This window comes from Pseudomonas sp. SORGH_AS_0199 (genome assembly GCF_031453735.1).
GTDB lineage: Bacteria > Pseudomonadota > Gammaproteobacteria > Pseudomonadales > Pseudomonadaceae > Chryseomonas > Chryseomonas aestiva.
Window position 1 is genome coordinate 948,495 of record NZ_JAVJAE010000001.1, and the last position, 20,170, is coordinate 968,664.

General features: G+C 65.7%; 19 protein-coding genes. 8 read left to right on the plus strand and 11 right to left on the minus strand.

The features are described 5' to 3' along the window. From tssI to nrdH, 7 genes are all read right to left on the minus strand, one after another. A complete protein-coding gene (gene tssI, locus QE444_RS04450; protein WP_309737433.1) occupies positions 1-1,866 on the minus strand; it encodes a type VI secretion system tip protein TssI/VgrG in 1,866 nt (621 codons plus the stop codon). A gap of 117 nt (positions 1,867-1,983) precedes the next feature. Further along, complete coding sequence (locus QE444_RS04455; protein WP_187980931.1) at positions 1,984-2,490, minus strand: methylated-DNA--[protein]-cysteine S-methyltransferase; 507 nt, start codon at positions 2,488-2,490, stop codon at positions 1,984-1,986. Then, entirely contained in the window at positions 2,487-4,025 is a 1,539-nt protein-coding gene (locus tag QE444_RS04460) for an AlkA N-terminal domain-containing protein (RefSeq protein ID WP_309737434.1), read from the minus strand. The genes QE444_RS04455 and QE444_RS04460 overlap by 4 nt, the downstream gene beginning before the upstream one ends. 413 nt (positions 4,026-4,438) lie before the next feature. Beyond that, positions 4,439-5,419, minus strand: coding sequence for a class 1b ribonucleoside-diphosphate reductase subunit beta (nrdF, locus tag QE444_RS04465; protein WP_309737435.1), 981 nt, complete (start codon positions 5,417-5,419; stop codon positions 4,439-4,441). Positions 5,420-5,429: 10 nt separating this feature from the next. Beyond that, complete coding sequence (gene nrdE / locus QE444_RS04470) at positions 5,430-7,571, minus strand: class 1b ribonucleoside-diphosphate reductase subunit alpha (RefSeq protein ID WP_309737436.1); 2,142 nt, start codon at positions 7,569-7,571, stop codon at positions 5,430-5,432. After that, the gene (nrdI, locus tag QE444_RS04475; RefSeq protein WP_027598230.1) at positions 7,553-7,957 is read right to left on the minus strand and encodes a class Ib ribonucleoside-diphosphate reductase assembly flavoprotein NrdI; all 405 of its coding nucleotides are present in this window, start codon (positions 7,955-7,957) and stop codon (positions 7,553-7,555) included. The genes nrdE and nrdI overlap by 19 nt, the downstream gene beginning before the upstream one ends. A 10-nt stretch (positions 7,958-7,967) precedes the next feature. Beyond that, positions 7,968-8,192: a glutaredoxin-like protein NrdH gene (gene nrdH / locus QE444_RS04480; RefSeq protein WP_133860521.1), complete on the minus strand. Its 225-nt coding sequence runs from the start codon at positions 8,190-8,192 to the stop codon at positions 7,968-7,970. Between the two features lie 461 nt (positions 8,193-8,653). Between nrdH and epd the strand changes: the two genes are divergently transcribed. From epd to fba, 5 genes are all read left to right on the plus strand, one after another. Then, positions 8,654-9,697: an erythrose-4-phosphate dehydrogenase gene (epd, locus tag QE444_RS04485; protein ID WP_187980934.1), complete on the plus strand. Its 1,044-nt coding sequence runs from the start codon at positions 8,654-8,656 to the stop codon at positions 9,695-9,697. Positions 9,698-9,724: 27 nt separating this feature from the next. Continuing rightward, the gene (locus tag QE444_RS04490; RefSeq protein ID WP_133860523.1) at positions 9,725-10,888 is read left to right on the plus strand and encodes a phosphoglycerate kinase; all 1,164 of its coding nucleotides are present in this window, start codon (positions 9,725-9,727) and stop codon (positions 10,886-10,888) included. A 5-nt stretch (positions 10,889-10,893) separates the two neighbouring features. Continuing rightward, the gene (locus QE444_RS04495; RefSeq protein ID WP_133860524.1) at positions 10,894-11,085 is read left to right on the plus strand and encodes a hypothetical protein; all 192 of its coding nucleotides are present in this window, start codon (positions 10,894-10,896) and stop codon (positions 11,083-11,085) included. Continuing rightward, positions 11,082-11,411, plus strand: a complete 330-nt coding sequence (locus tag QE444_RS04500) for an MliC family protein (RefSeq protein WP_187980937.1) — start codon at positions 11,082-11,084, stop codon at positions 11,409-11,411. Before QE444_RS04495 ends, QE444_RS04500 begins: the two co-directional genes overlap by 4 nt. A gap of 118 nt (positions 11,412-11,529) precedes the next feature. Beyond that, entirely contained in the window at positions 11,530-12,594 is a 1,065-nt protein-coding gene (fba, locus tag QE444_RS04505; protein ID WP_059316498.1) for a class II fructose-bisphosphate aldolase, read from the plus strand. Between the two features lie 83 nt (positions 12,595-12,677). Here the strand turns inward: fba and QE444_RS04510 are convergent, their stop codons facing one another. Together QE444_RS04510 and QE444_RS04515 are read right to left on the minus strand one after the other, a co-directional pair. Then, a complete protein-coding gene (locus QE444_RS04510) occupies positions 12,678-13,631 on the minus strand; it encodes a nucleoside hydrolase (RefSeq protein WP_208693104.1) in 954 nt (317 codons plus the stop codon). A 56-nt stretch (positions 13,632-13,687) separates the two neighbouring features. Beyond that, positions 13,688-13,942, minus strand: a complete 255-nt coding sequence (locus QE444_RS04515) for a YebG family protein (protein WP_007161283.1) — start codon at positions 13,940-13,942, stop codon at positions 13,688-13,690. A gap of 316 nt (positions 13,943-14,258) precedes the next feature. Between QE444_RS04515 and QE444_RS04520 the strand changes: the two genes are divergently transcribed. Then, positions 14,259-15,752, plus strand: a complete 1,494-nt coding sequence (locus QE444_RS04520) for a lipid II flippase MurJ (RefSeq protein WP_309737437.1) — start codon at positions 14,259-14,261, stop codon at positions 15,750-15,752. A 287-nt stretch (positions 15,753-16,039) separates the two neighbouring features. Continuing rightward, the gene (locus tag QE444_RS04525; RefSeq protein ID WP_178083894.1) at positions 16,040-17,254 is read left to right on the plus strand and encodes an NAD(P)-dependent oxidoreductase; all 1,215 of its coding nucleotides are present in this window, start codon (positions 16,040-16,042) and stop codon (positions 17,252-17,254) included. A 43-nt stretch (positions 17,255-17,297) separates the two neighbouring features. Here the strand turns inward: QE444_RS04525 and QE444_RS04530 are convergent, their stop codons facing one another. Next, the gene (locus tag QE444_RS04530; protein ID WP_309737438.1) at positions 17,298-17,990 is read right to left on the minus strand and encodes an HAD family hydrolase; all 693 of its coding nucleotides are present in this window, start codon (positions 17,988-17,990) and stop codon (positions 17,298-17,300) included. A 410-nt stretch (positions 17,991-18,400) separates the two neighbouring features. Here QE444_RS04530 and QE444_RS04535 point away from each other — a divergent pair, with 410 nt between their 5' ends. After that, a complete protein-coding gene (locus tag QE444_RS04535) occupies positions 18,401-18,610 on the plus strand; it encodes a cold-shock protein (protein ID WP_133860530.1) in 210 nt (69 codons plus the stop codon). Between the two features lie 87 nt (positions 18,611-18,697). Here the strand turns inward: QE444_RS04535 and mdtD are convergent, their stop codons facing one another. Then, positions 18,698-20,131: a multidrug transporter subunit MdtD gene (gene mdtD / locus QE444_RS04540; protein ID WP_309737439.1), complete on the minus strand. Its 1,434-nt coding sequence runs from the start codon at positions 20,129-20,131 to the stop codon at positions 18,698-18,700. Between the last annotated feature and the right edge of the window lie 39 nt (positions 20,132-20,170).

The following is a 20,170-nucleotide window of genomic DNA, read 5'->3' on the forward strand; positions in this document are numbered from 1 at the left end:
TCAGGGATTCACCCGGATGCTCGGGCCAGCCAGGGTGACCCCGCCGGCATCCAGCTGCACAAAGCTGCCGCCGGTCCTGAGGGTGAGGCGGGCGCCGGCTTCCAGGACGATCTTCTGGCCACTGTGCAGCCGGATCTCGCTACCGGCCTCGACCAGCAGGCTGCCGTCCAGCCGCAGATGCTGACTCGTGTTTATGTCCAGGTGATCGTCGGCGCGCACCTCGGTGCGGCGTTCGCCCCGGGTGATGCGGTGTTCCTCGGCGTGGAAGGTGCTGTAGCTGTTGCCCCGGATGCGCTGATGGCGCTTGTGGCCGATCTCGCTGCGGTGGTCGTGGCCGATGCGTTCGTCCCAGTCGCGCTGGGCATGCACATGGATTTCCTCCTGGCCCTGGCGATCCTCGCTGCGAATTTCGTTGTAGCCGTGGCCCCCGGGGCTGCTCAGCGTCTTGAAGGTGCTGCGGGTCTGGTCCCTGGGCAGTTCCAGCGGCGGACGCTGCTCGGCGTGGTACAGGCAGCCGATCACCAGCGGCTGATCGGGATCGTCTTCGAGAAAGCCGACCAGTACCTCCATGCCGGTCCGCGGCAGGCTCAGGGCGCCGTGGCCGTTACCGGCCCAGCCGCTGGCGACCCGCAGCCAGCAACTGCTGTGCTCATCCGCCTGGCCTTCGCGATCCCAGTGGAATTGCACCTTGATCCGGCCCAGGGCATCGCAGTGGATTTCCTCGCCGGCCGGTCCGGTGACCACGGCGCTCTGGGCGCCCAGCAGCCGGGGTTTGGGATGGCGCAGGGGCAGGCGGAAGGGCAGCGCCCACGGCCGCGCGACAAAGCTGTTGCGATAGCCCTGGGCGAAGCCGTCGGCCGGGATCCGGTCGGTAACGTCTTCCTCCAGGACCTGCAGCTGGCGGCCCTGGTGCTGGATCTCGGTCAACAGCCAGAGCTGATTCCAGTCGGCGCGCGGATGCTGTTCCAGCGGCAGGAAGTGCCCGCTCACCAGGCTGGGCTGGTCGCTCGTGCCCTGGGCCTGGAGGGCGTCGCCCCGCAGACGCTCCAGGCGCCGGCTGCTCAGGCGCTGCCCGCGTGCGCGATCGGTGAAGCGACCGGGAAAGCCATAGTCCTCCAGCGCGGGCTGGGCCGCAGCGTCCGTACTGCTCTGCAGGCGCAGCCGAGGTTGCAGCGGATCGTGATCGCGCAGGAGGCTGGCGCTGCTGCGGATCTGCAGCGCGACCGCCAGGTGACTGATCGCGGGCTCGTCCGCCACCAGGCCGCTGCCGGCTAGATAGCGGGTGGCGCCCAGCTGCGCAAAGCTGGTGGCGTCATCGCCAAAGACCAGCACATGACCGTCGCGACGATGCTGGTGGTGAAAGTGCAGGCCCTCTTCCTCGCAGAGCCGGGTGAGAAAGGCCAGATCGCTCTCTCCGTACTGTACGCAGTAGGCGCGCGGCGGATAGCGCGTCGGTCCCAGGGCGAAGCGATAGTCGCCATCGAGGATGCCGTGCTCCTCGAGGAGCTGCGCGAGGATCTCGGGGACGCTGCGCCCCTGGAAGAGGCGGGAATTGACGCGGTGAGCCAACTGGGCCAGGCGTGGCACCAGCTCGGCGCGATAGCGGGTTAGGCGTCGACCGGAATCGCCCTGGGCCACGGCGGCGAGCTGGCCGTGGATGCCCCGGTCACCTGCACCCAGGGCGAGAAAGGCGGAGCGCTGCAACAGTGACTCCAGCGGCCAGTCCGGGCGCTCGCTGACCAGTTCGAGCTGGAAGCGATAGGGCTGGCCGATGGCTTCGTGGCCGTCGAAGGCGAGCACCTGGAAATCGTGGGCGACGCCATCCAGCGTCAGGGTGAAGGTCGGGGCGTTGGCTGAGCTGGACATCGCATCGCATCCTTGCGAATGGAAAATTCCAGTTTGCGCTACAGGAGTGCACCGGCTCAAGCGCTGGAAGGCGCATGCTAGAGCCTTTTAGCAGGCAGGTTCTGGCGCGGTGGCGGGCTAGGACGCCGCGAAGAGATCCCGCGGCGGTGGCAACGCGCCTTCCAGCTCCAGCAGGAATTGCTTGGTCGGCAGGCCGCCACCAAAGCCGGTCAGGGCGCCGGACGCCCCTATCACCCGGTGGCAGGGCAGCACGATGGGCAGCGGATTGCGCCCATTGGCGGCGCCCACCGCGCGCATCGCCTGGGGTCGACCGAGGTGGCTGGCGAGCTGACCATAGCTCCAGGTCTGGCCGTGAGGGATCTCCGCCAGGGCCTGCCAGACCGCCAGCTGGAAGGGGGTGCCGCGCGGTGCCAGCGGCAGCTCGAACGTCTGGCGCTGGCCGGCGAAATACTCGCCGAGCTGCGCGCGGGCCAGGTCGAGGATCGGATGGTCGGCGGCGCTCCAGCTGGCATCGCGCTTGGCCAGGTAGCGATTCTCGGGAAATTCCACCACGCGCAGGCCACTGTCGTCGGCGGCCAGGGTGAGCGTTCCTATGGGGCTGTCCAGCAGGCAGTAGGCGATCATCGGGGCGACTCCTTGGCGAGACGGGTGGGTACGGGTTCGGCGGGGGCGTCGGCAGGCGCCTTCCAAGTGGCCTCGCGCCAGACCTGCATCACTCCGTAGGCGCGCCAGGGTCGCCAGGCTTCGGCGCGGGCGTAGAGGGCCTTGGCGGTCAGGCGTTCGCCGGGCGGCGCCAGGCGTTTCTGCAACACCAGGTCTTCCACCGGACAGGCATCGGGATGGGCGAGGGCGCGCAGGGCGATGTACTGGGCGGTCCAGGGACCTATGCCCTTGAGCGCGATCCAGCGCCGGGCAAAGTCGTCCAGGGTGCGCCCGGTGTCGAAGTCCACCTCGCCGGTACGCAAGGCCCGGGACACCGTGCCGAGGGTACCGGCGCGGGCGCGGATCAGGCCGAGGCCGGTGAGTTCTTCCAGGGCGGCATCGGCCAGGGCCTCCACCGTGGGAAAGAAGTGGTGCAGACCGGCTGGCGGACGACTGGCCTCGTGGCCGGGCTCGCCCCAGGGCCGCCCGAAGCGCTGCACCACCCGGGCGGTCATGGTGGTGGCCGCCACCACGCTGACCTGCTGGCCGATGACGGCGCGCACGGCGATCTCGAAGCCATCCCAGCCGCTGGGCAGGCGCAGGCCGGGCCGGCGCGCCACCAGTTCGGCCAGGGTCGGGTCGACGGAAAGGCCCTGGGCGATGGCTTCGGGATCGGCGTCCAGATCGAACATGCGGCGGATGCGTGCCACTGCCGCCTGCAGTTCGCCGGGTGCGGCACCGTGCAATTCCAGGCGCAGCGCCGGCGTGTCGGCATCCCAGACCGAGACGCGCAGCCAGCCCGGCTGTTCGGGCGTGCCAATCACCCGGGCGTAGCTGGTGTCGTCCAGCACCTCCACTCCGGGCAGGGCGTGACCGCGAAGGAAATCCAGCTGGGCGGCAAAATCATAGGGCGGACGATAGGCCAGGCGCAGGACCAGCACCGGCGAAGCCGCGGCCTGGCCCTTGCGCACCTGGCTGGGGGCCAGGTCGTAGGCATCGCGAAAGGCGGTGTTGAAGCGTCTAAGACTGCCGAAGCCGGCGGCCAGGGCCACCTCGGTGATCGGCAGCCGGGTCTCGCTGAGCAATTGCTTGGCGAACAGCAGCCGGCGGGTGGTGAGCACCGCCAGGGGCGCGGCGCCCAGGCGCTCGACGAACAGCCGGCGCAACTGGCGTTCGCTGAGATCGAGGCGGGCGGCGAGGGCGGGCAGACCGCCTTCCTCCAGGCCTTCGTCCATCAGTCGCAGGGCACGCGCCAGGGTGGCGTCACCGCGTTGCCATTGGCCGCCGGCAGGGGAGAGTTCCGGGCGGCATCTCAGGCAGGGGCGATAGCCGGCGGCCTCGGCGGCCGCGGCGCTGGGGTAGTAGCTGACGTTTTCCGGGCGTGGCGGTTGCGCCGGGCACACCGGTCGGCAGTAGATGCCGGTGGTGAGCACCGCGGTGTAGAACAGGCCATCGAAACGCGGGTCCCGCGCCAGGCGGGCGCGTTCGAAGGCGGGTATATCGGGGAAGGCGTTCATGGCGGCAGGTTAGCACCGCCAGGTAGGGGCGACTGGCCGTTTTCGGACGGGGCCGCTGAGGTAGAGAGCTATCGCGGCCATGGGCGGGCGTCTGATAGAGCAGCTGTGCTATCGCGGCCATGGGCCGCTCCTACAAAAGCAGCGCTGCCCTGTAGGAGCGGCCCATGGCCGCGATAAGCCGTACTACTTATTAGCGTCGTAGCGTGGAAAACGGCGCAGCCTTTTCCACTGGGGCTTCATCGCAAAGTGGGCCCTCACCCCAACCCTCTCCCAGAGGGAGAGGGAGTTTTCGGAGCGGGCGGGCGGCTCAGCGCCGTAGCGTGGAAAACGGCGCAGCCTTTTCCACTGGGACTTTGTCGCGAGGGACGCCCTCTCCCCAAGGGAGAGGGGGCTTGCCGGAGCAGCGGGTTGGCTCAGAAATTCCAATCCTCGTCTTCGGTACTCACCGCCTTGCCGATGACATAGGACGAGCCCGAGCCGGAGAAGAAGTCGTGGTTCTCGTCGGCGCTGGGCGACAGGGCGGCGAGGATCGCCGGGCTGACGTCGGTCATGCTGCTGGGGAACAGCGCTTCGAAGCCCAGATTCATAAGCGCCTTGTTGGCGTTGTAGTGGAGGAATTTCTTCACGTCCTCGCTCCAGCCCACGCTGTCGTAGAGGTCCTCGGTGTAGGCCACCTCGTTGTCGTAGAGGTCCTGCAGCAGCTCGTAGGCGAAGTCCTTGACCTGCTGGCGGCGCTCCGGACTTTCCCTGGCCAGGGCCTGCTGGAATTTGTAGCCGATGTAATAGCCGTGCACCGCCTCGTCGCGAATGATCAGGCGGATCAGGTCGGCGGTATTGGTCAGCTTGGCGCGGCTGGACCAGTACATCGGCAGGTAGAAGCCCGAATAGAAGAGGAAGGACTCCAGGAAGACGCTGGCCACCTTGCGCAGCAGCGGGTCCTCGGCGTGGTAGCGCGCCAGGATCAGGTCGGCCTTGGTCTGCAGATAGGGATTCTCCTCGCTCCAGCGATAGGCCTCGTCCACATCCGGCGTCGAGCAGAGGGTGGAAAAGATCGAGCTGTAGGAGCGCGCATGGACCGCCTCCATGAAGCCGATGTTGGCGATCACCGCTTCCTCGTGGGGGGTGACGGCATCGGCCAGCAGGGTTGGCGCGCCCACGGCGTTCTGGATGGTGTCCAGCAGAGTCAGGCCGGTGAAGACGCGGATGGTCAGCTGCTGCTCCTTGGGCGTCAGGGTCGCCCAGGAGGGGATGTCGTTGGACAGCGGGATCTTTTCCGGCAGCCAGAAGTTGCCGGTCAGGCGGTTCCACACCTCCAGGTCCTTGTCGTCCTGCAGGCGGTTCCAGTTGATGGCGTTGATGCGATTCAGGCGCGGCGCGTTGACGGGTGCGTTCATGGCAATTTCCTCACAGGCTGCAGGACACGCAGCCCTGCACCTCGGTGCCTTCCAGGGCGGCCTGGCGCAGGCGGATGTAATAGAGCGTCTTGATGCCCTTCTTCCAGGCATGGATCTGCGCCCGGTTGATGTCGCGGGTGGTGGCGGTGTCGCGGAAGAACAGCGTCAGCGACAGCCCCTGGTCGACATGGCGGGTGGCCTCGGCATAGGTGTCGATGATCCTTTCCGGGCCGATCTCGTAGGCGTCCTGGTAATACTCCTGGTTATCGTCGGCCAGGTAGGGCGCCGGGTAGTAGACGCGGCCCAGCTTGCCTTCCTTGCGGATCTCCACCTTGGCGACGATGGGATGGATGCTCGAGGTGGAGTGGTTGATGTAGGAGATCGAGCCGGTGGGCGGGATGGCCTGGAGGTTGCGGTTGAACAGCCCGTGCTGCATCACCGAGGCCTTGAGTTCCTGCCAGTCGGCGCGGGTCGGCAGGCGGATTCCGGCGACCTCGAACAACTCGGCCACCCGTGAGGTACGGGGGGTGAAGTCGCCCTCGGTGTACTGGTCGAAATAGGCGCCGCTGGCGTACTTGGAGTCGGCGAAGCCCTGGAAGCTCTGGCCGCGTTCGATGGCCAGGTGATTGGAGGCACGCACCGCGTGGTAGGTGACGGTGTAGAAGTACAGATTGGTGAAATCCAGGCCTTCCGGCGAGCCGTAGTGGATGTGTTCGCGGGCCAGGTAGCCGTGCAGGTTCATCTGGCCCAGGCCGATGGCGTGGGAGGCGGCGTTGCCGGCGGCCACCGAGGGCACGCAGCGGATGTCGCTCATTTCCGAGACCGCGGTGAGGCCGCGGATGGCGGTCTCCACGGTGCGGCCCAGGTCCGGTGAATCCATGGTGCGGGCGATGTTCAGCGAACCCAGGTTGCAGGAGATGTCCTGGCCGATGTGCTCATAACCCAGGTCTTCGTCGAAGCGGCTGGGAGTGTTGACCTGGAGGATCTCCGAGCAGAGGTTGCTCATGTTGATGCGTCCGGCGATTGGGTTGGCGCGATTCACCGTGTCTTCGAACATCAGGTAGGGATAGCCGGACTCGAACTGGATTTCCGCCAGGGTCTGGAAGAATTCCCGGGCGTTGATCTTGCGCTTGCGAATGCGCGCGTCGGCCACCATCTCGGCGTATTTCTCGCTGACGCTGATGTCGGCGAAGGGCACGCCATAGACCCGCTCCACGTCGTAGGGCGAGAACAGGTACATGTCGGCATTGCGCTTGGCCAGTTCGAAGGTGATGTCCGGGATGACCACGCCGAGGGACAGGGTCTTGATGCGGATCTTCTCGTCGGCGTTCTCGCGCTTGGTGTCGAGGAATCTCAGGATGTCCGGGTGGTGGGCATTGAGATAGACGGCGCCGGCGCCCTGGCGCGATCCCAGCTGGTTGGCATAGGAGAAGGCGTCCTCCAGCAGCTTCATGATCGGAATGATGCCCGAGGACTGGTTCTCGATGCGCTTGATCGGCGCCCCGACCTCGCGCACGTTGCTCAGCAGGAAGGCCACGCCACCGCCACGCTTGGACAGCTGCAGCGCTGAATTCACCGCGCGGCCGATGGACTCCATGTTGTCTTCGATGCGCAGGAGGAAGCAGGACACCAGCTCGCCGCGCTGGCGCTTGCCGGCGTTGAGAAAGGTCGGGGTGGCCGGCTGGAAACGGCCGCTGATCATCTCGTCCACCAGGGACTCGGCCAGCTGTTCGTCACCGCGCGCCAGACTCAGGGCAACCATGCACACCCGGTCTTCGTAGCGTTCCAGGTAGCGCTGGCCGTCGAAGGTCTTGAGGGTGTAACTGGTGTAGTACTTGAAGGCGCCGAGAAAGCTCTGGAAGCGGAATTTGTAGGCATAGGCGCGCTCGAACAGCGCCTTCACGAAGGCCGGCGCATATTGCTCCAGCACCGCCGCCTCGTAGTAGCCCTTGTCCACCAGATAGCCGAGTTTCTCGTCCAGGTTATGGAAGAACACCGTGTTCTGGTTGACGTGCTGCAGGAAGTACTGCCGCGCCGCCTGGCGGTCCTTGTCGAGTTGCAGCTCGCCGTTGGGACCATAGAGATTGAGCATGGCATTGAGTGCGTGATAGTCCGCGTCGCTGCCGGTCGGGGTCAGGCCTGCCGTTGCCAAAAGTCGTTCACTCCCGTGCGCACCCGGTCGACATCCTCCGTCGTGCCGAGCAATTCGAATTGGTAGAGCAGGGGCACCGCGCATTTCTGGGCGACGATGCGTCCACCCAGGCAGTAGCCCTCGCCGAAGTTGGTGTTGCCGGCGGCAATGACGCCGCGGATCAGGGCGCGATTGTGCGGATCGTTGAGAAAATGAATCACCGGCTTGGGCACCGCGCCCTTGCTGCCCCCACCGCCATAGGTCGGCAAGACCAGGATGTAGGGCTCGCGGGCCTTGAGCGGTTCGGCGGCGGGATCTTGGGGAATGCGCCGCGCCGGCAGCCCGAGTTTCTCGACGAATCTGTGGGTGTTCTCCGAGGTGCTGGAGAAATACAGCAGCTCGCCCATGGCCCGGGCCTCAGGCCACCAGCTGGCCGAGCTTGTCCGGGCGGAAGCCGGCCCAGTGGTCGTTACCGGCCACTACCACCGGCACCTGGCGATAGCCCAGGGATTCCACGGTCTGGCGCGCCTGGGCGTCCTGCTCGATATCCACCACCTGGTAGGTGATGCCCTGACGGTCCAGGGCACGATAGGTGGCGTTGCACTGCACGCAGGCGGGCTTGCTGTAGATGGTGATGGTCATGGCTGACTCCTGTCCGTAGTGGGGCGAATTCAAAGGAAAAAGCCTGTCGCCAGCCGGCGTTTGCCAGAGCGGCGCGGGTCTTTTCCTTCGAGCGCGGCTTGGGCCTCAAGTTCGGTCCAGATACTACATATGGTGTTTTGTAATTTCTACAACACAACAAGTGGGGTTTTTGATCTGGGTCATGCCTTTGATCTATCGCCCTCGGATGACGGTTTTCGCCAGGCCATGGGCGAAGCGTCAGGTAGCCCCGCAACCCCTGGCACTACCTGCATGGCTTCCCTGCAGACCGCGATCCGTTGTCGCTGCGGCAGGCATGTCGGGCCACGCGGCGGATTTCTTTCCTGTCTGCCAAGGAGAGCGCCTTTTTGTAGTGCGAAAGTCGACCTGACTACCCTGGCGACTCCCATTCGTCGTCGAACCGCCGCATAATCGGCCTTTCGCTTGCCCGGGTCCGTTCACGCATGAGTTCCGCTCGCTATCGCCTCGCTCTCAACGGCTACGGTCGCATCGGTCGTTGCGTGTTGCGTGCGCTGCACGAGCGTGGCGTGGCCACCCAGCTCGCCATCGTCGCCCTAAACGATCTGGCCGACCGGCCCAGCCTGGAATACCTCACCCGCTTCGACTCCACCCATGGCCGCTTTCCCGGCCGGGTCGTGCTGGAGGGTGAGCGCCTGCGCATCGGCGATCAGGCCCTGGAGATCCGCCGCGAAGCTGAGCCCGAGCGGGTGGACTGGCGGGCGCTCGACGTCGATCTGGTGCTGGAATGCTCCGGCGCCTTCAGCACCCGTGCCGAGGCCGGGCGTTTTCTCGCCGCCGGTGCGCCGCGGGTGCTGTTCTCCCAGCCCATGGTCAGCGAGACCGACGTGGACGCCACCGTGGTCTACGGGGTCAACCAGCAGGCCCTGCGCGGTGACGAGACGCTGGTCTCGAATGCCTCCTGCACCACCAACTGCAGCGTCCCGGTGCTGAAACTTTTGCACGAGACCCTGGGTCTGGAGTACGTCTCCATCACCACGATCCACTCGGCCATGAACGACCAGCCCGTGATCGACGCCTACCATGCCGAAGATCTGCGGCGGACGCGTTCCGCGTTCCAGTCGATCATCCCGGTGGCGACCGGCCTGGCGCGTGGCATCGAACGGCTGCTGCCCGAGCTCGGCGGGCGCATCCAGGCCCGCGCCGTGCGCGTACCCACGGTCAACGTCTCCTGCCTGGACATCACCTGCATCGTCGGCCGCGACACCACGGCGCCCGCCCTCAACACCCTGTTGCGTGACGCCGCCCGGAGCGGTCCCCTGGCCGGGCTGATCGACTACACCGAGTTGCCCCACGCCTCCTGCGATTTCAACCACGATCCCCATTCCGCTATCGTCGATGGCAGCCAGACCCGCGTTTCCGGCCCCCGGCTGGTCAATCTGCTGGTGTGGTTCGACAACGAATGGGGCTTCGCCAACCGCATGCTCGACGTCGCCGGCCATTGGCTGCGCATCGCCAAGCCCACCTGAAACAAGCACAACTAAGGGATTGCCTGTATGTCCGTGTTGAAAATGAGCGACCTCGATCTGAAGGGTAAGCGCGTCCTGATTCGCGAAGACCTCAACGTTCCGGTGAAGGAAGGCCAGATCAAGAGCGATGCCCGCCTGGTCGCCGCCCTACCGACCCTCAAGCTGGCCCTGGAAAAGGGTGCCGCGGTGATCGTCTGCTCGCACCTGGGCCGTCCCACCGAGGGCGAATTCAGCGAGGAAAACAGCCTGGCACCGGTCGCCGCCTATCTGAGCAAGGCCCTGGGTCGTGACGTGCCGCTGGTGAAGGACTATCTGAACGGCGTCCAGGTCGAGCCGGGTCAACTGGTATTGCTGGAGAACGTGCGCTTCAACGTGGGCGAGAAAAAGAACGCCGACGACCTGGCGAAGCACTATGCCGCCCTGTGCGACATCTTCGTCATGGACGCCTTCGGCACCGCCCACCGCGCTGAAGGCTCGACCCACGGCGTGGCCAAGTTCGCCAAGGTTGCCGCGGCCGGTCCGCTGCTGGCCGGCGAGCTGGACGCGCTGGGCAAGGCGCTGGGCAATCCGGCCCGGCCGATGGCAGCCATCGTCGCCGGCTCCAAGGTGTCCACCAAGCTGGACGTGCTCAATTCCCTGGCGCAGATCTGTGACCAGCTGATCGTCGGCGGCGGCATCGCCAACACCTTCCTGGCCGCGGCCGGCTACAAGGTCGGCAAGTCGCTGTACGAAGCCGATCTGGTGGACACCGCCAAGGCCATCGCCGCCAAGGTCAGCGTGCCGCTGCCGGTGGACGTGGTGGTCGCCAAGGAATTCGCCGAGACCGCCGAAGCCGTCACCAAGTCGATCAACGACGTGGCCGACGACGACATGATCCTCGACATCGGCCCGGTCAGCGCCCAGCAATTCGCCGACCTGCTCAAATCGGCCAAGACCATCCTCTGGAACGGTCCGGTCGGCGTCTTCGAATTCGACCAGTTCGGCGAAGGCACCCGCACCCTGGCCCAGGCCATCGCCGACAGCGACGCCTTCTCCATCGCCGGCGGTGGCGACACCCTGGCCGCCATCGACAAATACGGCATCGGCGAGAAGGTCTCCTATATCTCCACCGGTGGTGGCGCCTTCCTCGAATTCGTCGAGGGCAAGGTCCTGCCGGCCGTCGAAGTCCTCCAGCAACGCGCCCAGGAGTAATCGCCATGCGTATGCCGCTGCTCGTCTGTTCCGCTGTCCTGATGCTGGCCGGTTGCGCCGGTGGCAATGCCGACAAGGCCTGCGCGGTGTTCGCGCCGCCGCCCGCGGCGGCCGCCACGCCCACGGCGCAGAACGGCGAGCGCGTCGATACGCTCACCGGCAACGCCAGCCGTCCTGCCAGCGGTTGCGCCCAGTGAAGGGGCGCACGCTCGCCCTCGGGCTGCTGAGTCTCGCCCTGCTGGCCGGTTGCGCCGGTCGCGGCGCGCAGCAGACCGGCGGCTGGACCCACTGGGTCTGCGATTCCAAGGCGGCCTTCGACTGGCGCTATGTGGATCGCAGCCAGTCCATCGTCGACCTCAAGCTGGAAGGCGATGGCCTGATCCGCCATCTCAACCGCGAACCGGCCACCGATGGCCAGTCCTATACCGACGGGCTGGTGGCTTTTCACATCCGCGGCGACCAGGGCCTCGTCTACTGGATCGCCAACAACGACCTCATCGGCCGCGGCTGCCGGACGCCTTGAGCGGGCGAATGTCAGCTGAACCGATTAATCCAGGGCGGCCAGGGGTCGGCCGCTTGAACCCTGCCAGCCGCTCATGCAGGCTGGCGCCACCACCGCCTTTGTAGGGAGATAATCACCAATGGCACTCGTCAGCATGCGTCAGCTGCTGGATCACGCCGCCGAATTCGGCTACGGCGTTCCGGCCTTCAACGTCAACAACCTCGAGCAGATGCGCGCCATCATGGAAGCCGCCGACAAGACCGATTCGCCGGTCATCGTCCAGGCCTCCGCCGGTGCCCGCAAGTACGCCGGCGCTCCCTTCCTGCGTCACCTGATCCTGGCCGCGGTGGAAGAATTCCCGCACATCCCGGTGGTCATGCACCAGGACCACGGCACCACTCCCGACATCTGCCAGCGCTCGATCCAGCTGGGCTTCTCCTCGGTGATGATGGACGGCTCGCTGATGGCCGACGGCAAGACGCCGTCCGACTACGACTACAACGTGCGCGTCACCCAGCAGACCGTGGCCTTCGCCCATGCCTGCGGCGTGTCCGTGGAAGGCGAGCTGGGTTGCCTGGGCAGCCTGGAAACCGGCATGGCCGGTGAAGAAGACGGCGTGGGCGCCGAAGGCACCCTGGATCACAGCCAGCTGCTGACCGATCCGGAAGAAGCCGCCCAGTTCGTCAAGGCCACCAAGGTCGATGCCCTGGCCATCGCCATCGGCACCAGCCACGGCGCCTACAAGTTCACCAAGCCGCCGACCGGGGACACCCTGTCGATCCAGCGCATCAAGGAAATCCATGCGCGCATCCCGGACACCCATCTGGTCATGCACGGCTCCAGCTCGGTGCCCCAGGAGTGGCTGAAGATCATCAACGAGTACGGTGGCGACATCAAGGAAACCTACGGCGTGCCGGTCGAAGAGATCGTCGAAGGCATCAAGTACGGGGTCCGCAAGGTCAACATCGATACCGACCTGCGTCTGGCGTCCACCGGTGCCATCCGCGAGTTCATGGCCAAGAACCGCAGCGAGTTCGATCCGCGCAAGTACCTGGCCAAGACCGTGACCGCCATGCGCGAAGTCTGCATCGCCCGTTACGAAGCCTTCGGCACCGCCGGCCAGGCCTCCAAGATCAAGCCGATCTCCCTGGATGCCATGTTCGAGCGTTATGCGCGCGGCGAACTGGATCCCAAGGTTAACTGATCCCGGATGTAGAAAAGGCCCCGTAAGGGGCCTTTTTTTTCGCCTGCCGATCGCCTGGAGCCCGAACGGCGGCGTGTTACCCCTTACCGCTCGGTTGCGGTCAGGACCTCTTCCATCCAGGCGACCATGGCGGCGCCGTCCATGCCCAGGCAGACCGTTACCAGCGGATTGCCGGACCAGCGCCCGTCCAGGTAGGCGCGACCCTCGGGCGCGAAGAAGGTCTGGCCTTCCGCCAGGCCTTCGGTACCGACGCTGAGATGGCCGCGCGCGGTGTGGAACAGCTCGGGACGGCGCAGGTAGGCGAGGGCGCAGCTGTCGTGGGGATGGCAGCCGTCGATGTCCTTCACGCTGCGGTAGAAGTCCGCATAGAAATCATAGCTGCGCGCGAGCACCTCACCGAGGGCGCCCTGGCGCGCCGCGATGCGCTGCAGGCGGGGCGGGTCGAGGACGGCGCGGTGGGTGGCGTCGAGGCCGACCAGGGTCAGCGGCCAGGGCGCGGCGAAGACCCGCGCCGCGGCATGGGGATCGGAAAAGATATTGGCTTCGGCCACCGGGGTGACATTGCCCGGCTCGACGATGGCGCCGCCCATCACCACCACCTCGCGGACGCGCTCGGCGACCGTGGGATCCAGCGCCAGGGCGAGGGCCAGGTTGCCCAGCGGCCCGACCGCCACCAGGGTGATCTCACCCGGTCGCAGGCGGGTCTGCTCGACGATGAAACGCGCGGCGTCCAGGGCGTGGGGCGCCTGGCTCGGCGCGGGGAGCTGCTGATTGCCCAGGCCATCCTGGCCATGCACATGCAGCGCATGGTTGCCGGCCGGCTTGACCAGGGGTTCGGCGACACCCGCGGCGACGGGCGTGTCCCGGCCAGCCAGCTCGGTGAGCAGCAGGGCGTTGCGGGTCGCCGTGGTGACCGGCACGTTGCCAAAGGTCGTGGTCAGGCCGATCACCTCGAAAGCGGGATCGGCAAACAGCAGGGCGATGGCCTGGGCGTCGTCCACGCCAGGATCGGTATCGAAGATGATGGGAAGGGACAAGAGGCTTTCTCCGGCTCAGATCTCTTCCCAGGCTACCCGAGGGGCGGCGCCCCTTGCTAGCTGGGCAGGTCCAACTCGCCCAATGCATCCGGCTGGTTGCGAAATGCGCGGGCGAAGACCTCGCGATTGCGGGCCATGAACAGCCCCAGGTCTTCGCACTGCTTTTCGGCAAGACCGGGTACGGCCTTGTCCAGCACGCTGGCGAGCGACTCGGCCAGTTCCAACATCTTGTCGTGACGATCGGCTTCGGCTTTATCCATGAACAGGCGCTCCGGATCTCGGCTGCTGCGATACAACACTTCGACGGCCATGCGTCACCTCGTTTCTGTATCTGGTTATATATACAGTATTCGGCTTGCGCGGCGATTGCAAGGACTACCGCTCGGCGGTCAGGCGCCAGCCAGTCATGGCAATTTGCCAATCGTTCGACATTTCTGCGTGTCTCTGGAATTGCTTCGGGAAACTTAAGCGCGGAAGCTGGTCTCTGAGTCTGGACCAAACGGGCAGCCCTGCTCGCCATTCTCCGGATCACCTCCGGCTCACGGAACGAGACCGCTCAATGCACGCCTTCCCTATCCGTCTGCGTATTACTGCGCTTGGCCTGTCGTGGCCGACCGAGGTGCGGGCGTGAGTTCGACGCTTATCATCCTGGCCATCACCGTCGCCAGCTTCCTGCTGGGGTTCCTGCGCGACCTGCTGATCGCCCGGCAATTCGGCGTGAGCTGGGAAGCCGACCTGATCTTTGTCGCGCTCATCCTGCCGGTGTTCTTCGAGAGCTTCTTCGGTCTCGCCCTGCGCGATGCCATGATTCCCTATCTGCAACGCATCCGTGACCGCTGCAACGCCCAGTACGAGCAGGTCGGTCGCTGGCTGTACTGGCGCATCGGCCTGTTCGGCCTGCTGCTGTCGGTGATCGGTGTCCTCGCTAGTCCCTGGCTGATGCATGCCCTGGCCCCGGGCTGGAGCGATGAGCAGGTCGAGACCGGCAAGCTGGTCTTCGCCGTCGGCACCCTGCTGATCTGCGTGCAGGCCATCCTCTATTGCCAGGGCGCGCTGCTCAACTTGGATCGCATCTTCATCCTGCCGATGACCCGCACCCTGATGCTCAATCTGGGCGCCATCCTGGCCATCGTCATCCTGCAGCCGAGTGGCATCGCGCTGTTCACCGGCATGCTGCTGCCCCAGGTGCTGCTGATCGTCATCCAGCACCGGCGGCTGGGCTATCTCAGCCAGCGCTCGGTAGCCTTCGAGAAGCCCGAGGGCAGTCCCTTCGCCGTGACCTTCGCGCCGGTGCTGCTCGCCGCCGGCGCCCAGCAGGGCTGCATGCTGGCGGAGCGCTTCTTCGCCTCGCTGCTGGCCGAGGGCAATATCACCATGCTGTCCTTCTCCTACCGCATCGTGACCATTCCGCTGACGCTCTATGCGCTGTCCATCCTGGCGATGATCTTTCCCGAGCTGACCCGCAGTTGGAACGAGGGCAATGTCGGCAAGTACAGCGCGCTGATGCGCAAGGCGCTGCTCGGCACCCTGCTGTTCCTGGTGCCGGCCGCCGTGGTGCTGTTCAGCTATTCGGAGCCGGTGGTCAAGGTGCTGCTGGAGCGCGGAGCCTTTGGCGCCGAGCAGAGCGCGGCGACCGCGACCCTGGTGGTGGCCTATGCCCTCGGCCTGCCCTGGATGGGCCTGGCCCTGCTGTGGGGGCGTGCCCTGCTGTCGCAGCAGCGCGCCCGCACCTTCCTCTATACAACCCTGGCCAGCTCCTTCATCACCGTGGCACTGGACGCAGCTGTGTACCAGCCGTTCGGCGCCCAGGGGCTGGCCTATTCCTTTACCACCGGGGCCTTCCTGCAGGCCGTGTTCATGGCGCTGGCGCTTTATCGCCACGCCCTGGCGGGACTGCACCTGTCGCTGCTGCTGCGCTGGTTCAGCGCCGGCAGTGCGGTGGCCCTGCTGACTTTCCTGTTGCCCAAGCCGGTCGGCCTGCTGGAGCTGATCGTCAGCATCAGCGTGGCGATGCTGGGCTTCCTGGTGCTGTTGCTGGCGCTGGGCGAACGTGACCTGTTCCGCCGCGGCTATTGGGCGCGCGGTGCTGACGGTGCGGGGCGCGCAGAACCGACGAGTTGAACCGCCGTCACGGTACGGCTAGGAAAAAGGTGGCGATCTGCGGCCATTGGTCGCTATCTGTTACGAAGTCATGAATTTTTGATTTGGCTTCGAGTCGCACGGAAAGATTGATCCCAGTCATAGAATTTCTGATGGAAGCGGTTTTTCCATTTGCAAGAGATCGGACACGCAGTTGGGGTCGGCACTTCGCATGGTGGTCTTGCTCGCCACCGACATTCTCTTTGAAAGGAATCGATCCTATGTCCTCCCAATCCCCTGTCACCCGTATCGGCATCGTCGGTACCGGCATGATCTCGCGCTGCCTGGCCCGGCTCATCAGCCGTCACTATGACGACATGACCGTGACCCGCGTCCTGACCCGCCGGCCCATCGCCACGGTTACCGACTATCCGCTGACCGAGGCGCTCACCCAGTCGGTGGCGGATCTCGTCGATCATTGCGATCTGCTGGTGGAATGCAGTGGCGACCCCTACCACGGTACCGAAATCATCGAGCGCGCGTTCGAGGCCGGCATCAAGGTGGTCACCATCAATGCCGAACTGCAGGTGACGACCGGTTCCTACCTGGCCGGCAAGGGTTTCCTGACCGAGGCCGAGGGCGACCAGCCGGGTTCGCTGGCGGCACTGCACGAAGAAGCCGTGCAGATGGGCTTCAAGCCGCTGGTCTACGGCAACATGAAGGGCTATCTAAACCATAATCCGACGCCGGAAGACATGGCCTACTGGTCCGCGCGCCAGGGCACCAGCGTCGACCAGACCACCTCCTTCACCGATGGCACCAAGGTGCAGATCGAGCAGGTGGTGGTGGGCAACAACTATGGCGCCACCATCACCCGCCAGGGTCTGGAAGGCCTCAACTCGACCAACCTGCAGGACAGCGCGAACATCCTGGCGCAGATGGCCGAGCAACTGGGCACGCCCATCGTCGACTACGTGATCCCGAGCGGCTACTCCGCGGGTGGCGTCTTCGTCGTCGGTCGCCATGACGAAGACCAGGCCGGTGCCATCGAATACTTCAAGCTGGGCAAGGGTCCGTACTATGTCCTGGTACGCCCCTTCCACCTGTGCTCCCTGGAAGTCGGCAAGACCCTGCGTCGCGTGATCGCCGGCGGCAAGATCCTGCTCAACAACTCCACCACGCCGACCCTGAGCGTGGCCGCCATCATGAAGAAACCCATGGCGGCTGGCGACATCATCGAGCGCGGCATCGGTGGCTACAGCGTGCGCGGCGAAGCGGTGAAGATCGCCGAGTGCCCGGATCACCTGCCGATCGGCCTGCTCAAGCACAGCGTGCTGAAGCGGGCCATGGAGCCGGGTCAGATCGTCACCTTCGACGACGTCGAACTGACGCCCAGCCGCGCCCTGGACATCGTCCTGCAACAGCACCGTGAGGCGATCCATCGCCAGCTGCTGGAAACCCAGCTGAGCGAGGCGACCTGGAACGCAACGGCCGATCTGGCACCGGTGGCACTGCCCAAGGCGGTAGGGGCGGTCCTGTCCTGATTCCGCTGACGCGGAAAGCGAAGGGGCCCTGAGGGCCCCTTTTTCATTGCCCGCCGTTGGCGGCGGCGCGGAGGCGGGCGACGGTCGCGGGCAATTCGTCCATGTGGGCGATCAGGGCGGTGACGCCCAGGGCGCTAAGGGTCTCGCCGTGGCTCGGCGGAATATGGCTGGCGCCGGTGAAGCCGATGACGCGCATGCCGGCGGCCAGGGCCGCACGCACGCCGGTGGCGCTGTCTTCGATCACCAGGCAGCGCTCTGGCGCGACGCCCAGGGTCCTGGCCGCGAGCAGATAGACATCGGGTGCCGGCTTGGGCTGGGCGACCATGTCGGCGCTGAAGATGTGGCCCGCTACCCGCGCCACCAGATCGGCCCGGCGGACCGAGGATTCGACGCTGTGCCTGAGGCTGTTGGAGGCGACCGCCAGCGGCAGATCGATGCTCTCCAGGGCCCGCTTCACCCCGGGAATGGGCTCGACGCTGGTGGCGATCAGCGTTTCCGCCTGGGCGCGCAGGTCGCTGAACAGTGCCGGCGGCAGGGTGATGCCGAAGCGCTGTTCGACCAGGGCGAAGATATCCCGGGTGGTCAGGCCGAAGGTGCCGTGCAGCAGGGCCTCGAGTTCAGCGCGCGGTGCATGGGCGGCCAGGCCGTCGAGGACGACCCGTTCGGCGAGGATTTCACTGTCGACCAGCACGCCATCGCAATCGCTGATCAGCAGTTCCACAGGGGTGACGTTCATCGGTATTCCTTGCAGGGGGATTTCAGGGCGGAGCAACGGGCCCGAGGCCTTTCGAGAGCTACGCCAGACTGCGGCGAAGCAGTCTGGCTGCGGTTTTGCCGGGCTGTCCGGGTGGTCGAAAACCAGCTCGACAGTACCTTGCGCGAGGTGACAAAACAGCCCTTGTCAAAAAGGATTTCGCCCTCCGGAGGGTAATCGCTTTCCAGAAAAATATGGCGTAGAGTTCGAGAACTGTGTTTGCTTGGGTCGCCGTCGATCGTGACCTGAGGCGGTAGGCTCTTCGTCCACCCCTTGCTGCTCGATTCTTGTTACTCCTTGCAACTCAGTACCGGGCGTCTGGTCAATGCAACGCATTACCGCGCCAGCCAGTGTCAATAACAAACTCGTGCTTCCAAGGAGCAACACCCGTCATGTCGAATCGTCAGAACGGTACCGTCAAGTGGTTCAACGAAACCAAAGGCTATGGCTTCATCACTCCCGAGAGCGGTCCGGACGTGTTCGTGCACTTCCGCGCCATCGAAGGCACTGGTTTCAAGACCCTGGCTGAAGGTCAGAAGGTCAGCTTCGAAGTCGTGCAAGGCCAGAAGGGCATGCAGGCAGAGCGTGTACAGGTCGTCTGACACCTGACAGCGCCCGAAGCTCACGAAAAACCCCGGCCAGGCCGGGGTTTTTCGTTTCTGCCGATTGGACCGGCGTGGCCGGCCGCCTCACTCCACGTTCTGCGCGCTCTTTTCCGGCTCGGCCGCCAGCGGCTTGACCCGCCGGCCGGTCTCGCGCGAGGCCTGCAGGAAGATCGCCGCCGCCAGCATCGACAGGGCGCCGACGCTGAGAAAGGTCGCGCGAAAGGCGGACAGCACCTCGGTGTCGCCATAGTCGTCCTGGAAACCGCCCAGCAGGGCGGCGGCGCAGGCGACGCCAAAGCTCATGGCCAGTTGCATCACCACCGACAGCAGGCTGTTGCCGCTGGCTGCCTGCTGGTCGTGCAGATCAATGAGGGTGATGGTGTTCATGGCGGTGAACTGCATGGAGTTCACCGCGCCGAGGATACCCAGGTGGATGAGCAGCCAGACGAAGGGCGTGCCGGGACCGATCAGGGCGAGACTGGCGATCAGGCACCCCAGCAGCAGGGTGTTGCCCACCAGCAGGCGCCGATAGCCGAGCCGCCCGATCAGCGGGCCGGCGATGGGCTTGGCCAGCATCGCCGATAGCGCCAGGGGCATCATCAGCAGCCCGGCCTGGGTCGGCGAATAGCCGAGGCCCACCTGGAACAGCAGCGGGATGAGAAAGGGCAGGGCGCCACTGCCGAGGCGGGCGAAGAGATTGCCGAAGATGCCCACCGCGAAGCTGCGGATGCGAAACAGCGCGGCGGAGAACAGCGGCTGGTCGTGGTGCAGGGCGCGCAACCAGTAGGCGACCATGCAGGCCATGCCGCCCATCAGCAGCAGCACCACCCGCACATGGGGCAGGTGCATTTCGCCGAGGCCTTCCAGGGCGACGCTGATGAGGATCATGGAGGTGCCGAAGAGCAGGAAGCCCAGGCCGTCGAAGCGTTGCGGGAGGGGGCTGCGCAGATCCGGCAGCAGGCGGCGGGTGGCCAGGCAGCCGAGGATGCCCACCGGCAGGTTGATCAGGAAAATCCAGTGCCAGGACACGGCTTCCACCAGCCAGCCGCCTAGTGCCGGGCCCGCCAGGGGACCGATCAGGCCGGGAATGGTGATGAAGCTGAGGATGCGCACCAGCTCGCTGCGCGGATAGACGCGCAGGATCACCAGGCGCCCCACCGGCAGCATCAGCGAACCCCCGAGTCCCTGGATCACCCGGGCGGCGATCAGCAGGTTGAGGCTGGGCGCCAGGGCGCAGAGCAGCGAGCCAAAGGTGAAGAGGGCGATGGCGGTGAAGAAGACGCGGCGACTGCCGAAGCGATCGGAGATCCAGCCGGAGGCCGGAATCAGCAGCGCGACGGTGAGCAGGTAGGCGATCACCACCCCCTGCATGCGCAGCGGATTCTCGCCGAGGTCGGCGGCCATGCGCGGCAGGGCGGTGTTGACGATGGTCGCGTCCAGCGACTGCATGAAGAAGGCGACGGCGATCAGCCAGGGAAGCCAGCGGGTCGTGGTGGTATCCAGCGTCGGGGTGGGCATGGGAGATCCTTGTCGAGACAGCCGACTACCCGCTCTCTG

Excerpts from the sequence above, each read along its gene's own strand:
- epd (WP_187980934.1), top strand. The coding sequence starts at position 8,654 with ATGAGTTCCGCTCGCTATCGCCTCGCTCTCAACGGCTACGGTCGCATC.
- QE444_RS04525 (WP_178083894.1), top strand. The coding sequence starts at position 16,040 with ATGATCTCGCGCTGCCTGGCCCGGCTCATCAGCCGTCACTATGACGAC.
- nrdF (WP_309737435.1), bottom strand. The coding sequence starts at position 5,419 with ATGAACGCACCCGTCAACGCGCCGCGCCTGAATCGCATCAACGCCATC.
- nrdH (WP_133860521.1), bottom strand. The coding sequence starts at position 8,192 with ATGACCATCACCATCTACAGCAAGCCCGCCTGCGTGCAGTGCAACGCC.
- QE444_RS04515 (WP_007161283.1), bottom strand. The coding sequence starts at position 13,942 with ATGGCCGTCGAAGTGTTGTATCGCAGCAGCCGAGATCCGGAGCGCCTG.
- QE444_RS04490 (WP_133860523.1), top strand. The coding sequence starts at position 9,725 with ATGTCCGTGTTGAAAATGAGCGACCTCGATCTGAAGGGTAAGCGCGTC.
- mdtD (WP_309737439.1), bottom strand. The coding sequence starts at position 20,131 with ATGCCCACCCCGACGCTGGATACCACCACGACCCGCTGGCTTCCCTGG.
- QE444_RS04495 (WP_133860524.1), top strand. The coding sequence starts at position 10,894 with ATGCGTATGCCGCTGCTCGTCTGTTCCGCTGTCCTGATGCTGGCCGGT.
- QE444_RS04455 (WP_187980931.1), bottom strand. The coding sequence starts at position 2,490 with ATGATCGCCTACTGCCTGCTGGACAGCCCCATAGGAACGCTCACCCTG.
- QE444_RS04535 (WP_133860530.1), top strand. The coding sequence starts at position 18,401 with ATGTCGAATCGTCAGAACGGTACCGTCAAGTGGTTCAACGAAACCAAA.
- nrdI (WP_027598230.1), bottom strand. The coding sequence starts at position 7,957 with ATGGGCGAGCTGCTGTATTTCTCCAGCACCTCGGAGAACACCCACAGA.
- QE444_RS04460 (WP_309737434.1), bottom strand. The coding sequence starts at position 4,025 with ATGAACGCCTTCCCCGATATACCCGCCTTCGAACGCGCCCGCCTGGCG.
- fba (WP_059316498.1), top strand. The coding sequence starts at position 11,530 with ATGGCACTCGTCAGCATGCGTCAGCTGCTGGATCACGCCGCCGAATTC.
- QE444_RS04530 (WP_309737438.1), bottom strand. The coding sequence starts at position 17,990 with ATGAACGTCACCCCTGTGGAACTGCTGATCAGCGATTGCGATGGCGTG.
- tssI (WP_309737433.1), bottom strand. The coding sequence starts at position 1,866 with ATGTCCAGCTCAGCCAACGCCCCGACCTTCACCCTGACGCTGGATGGC.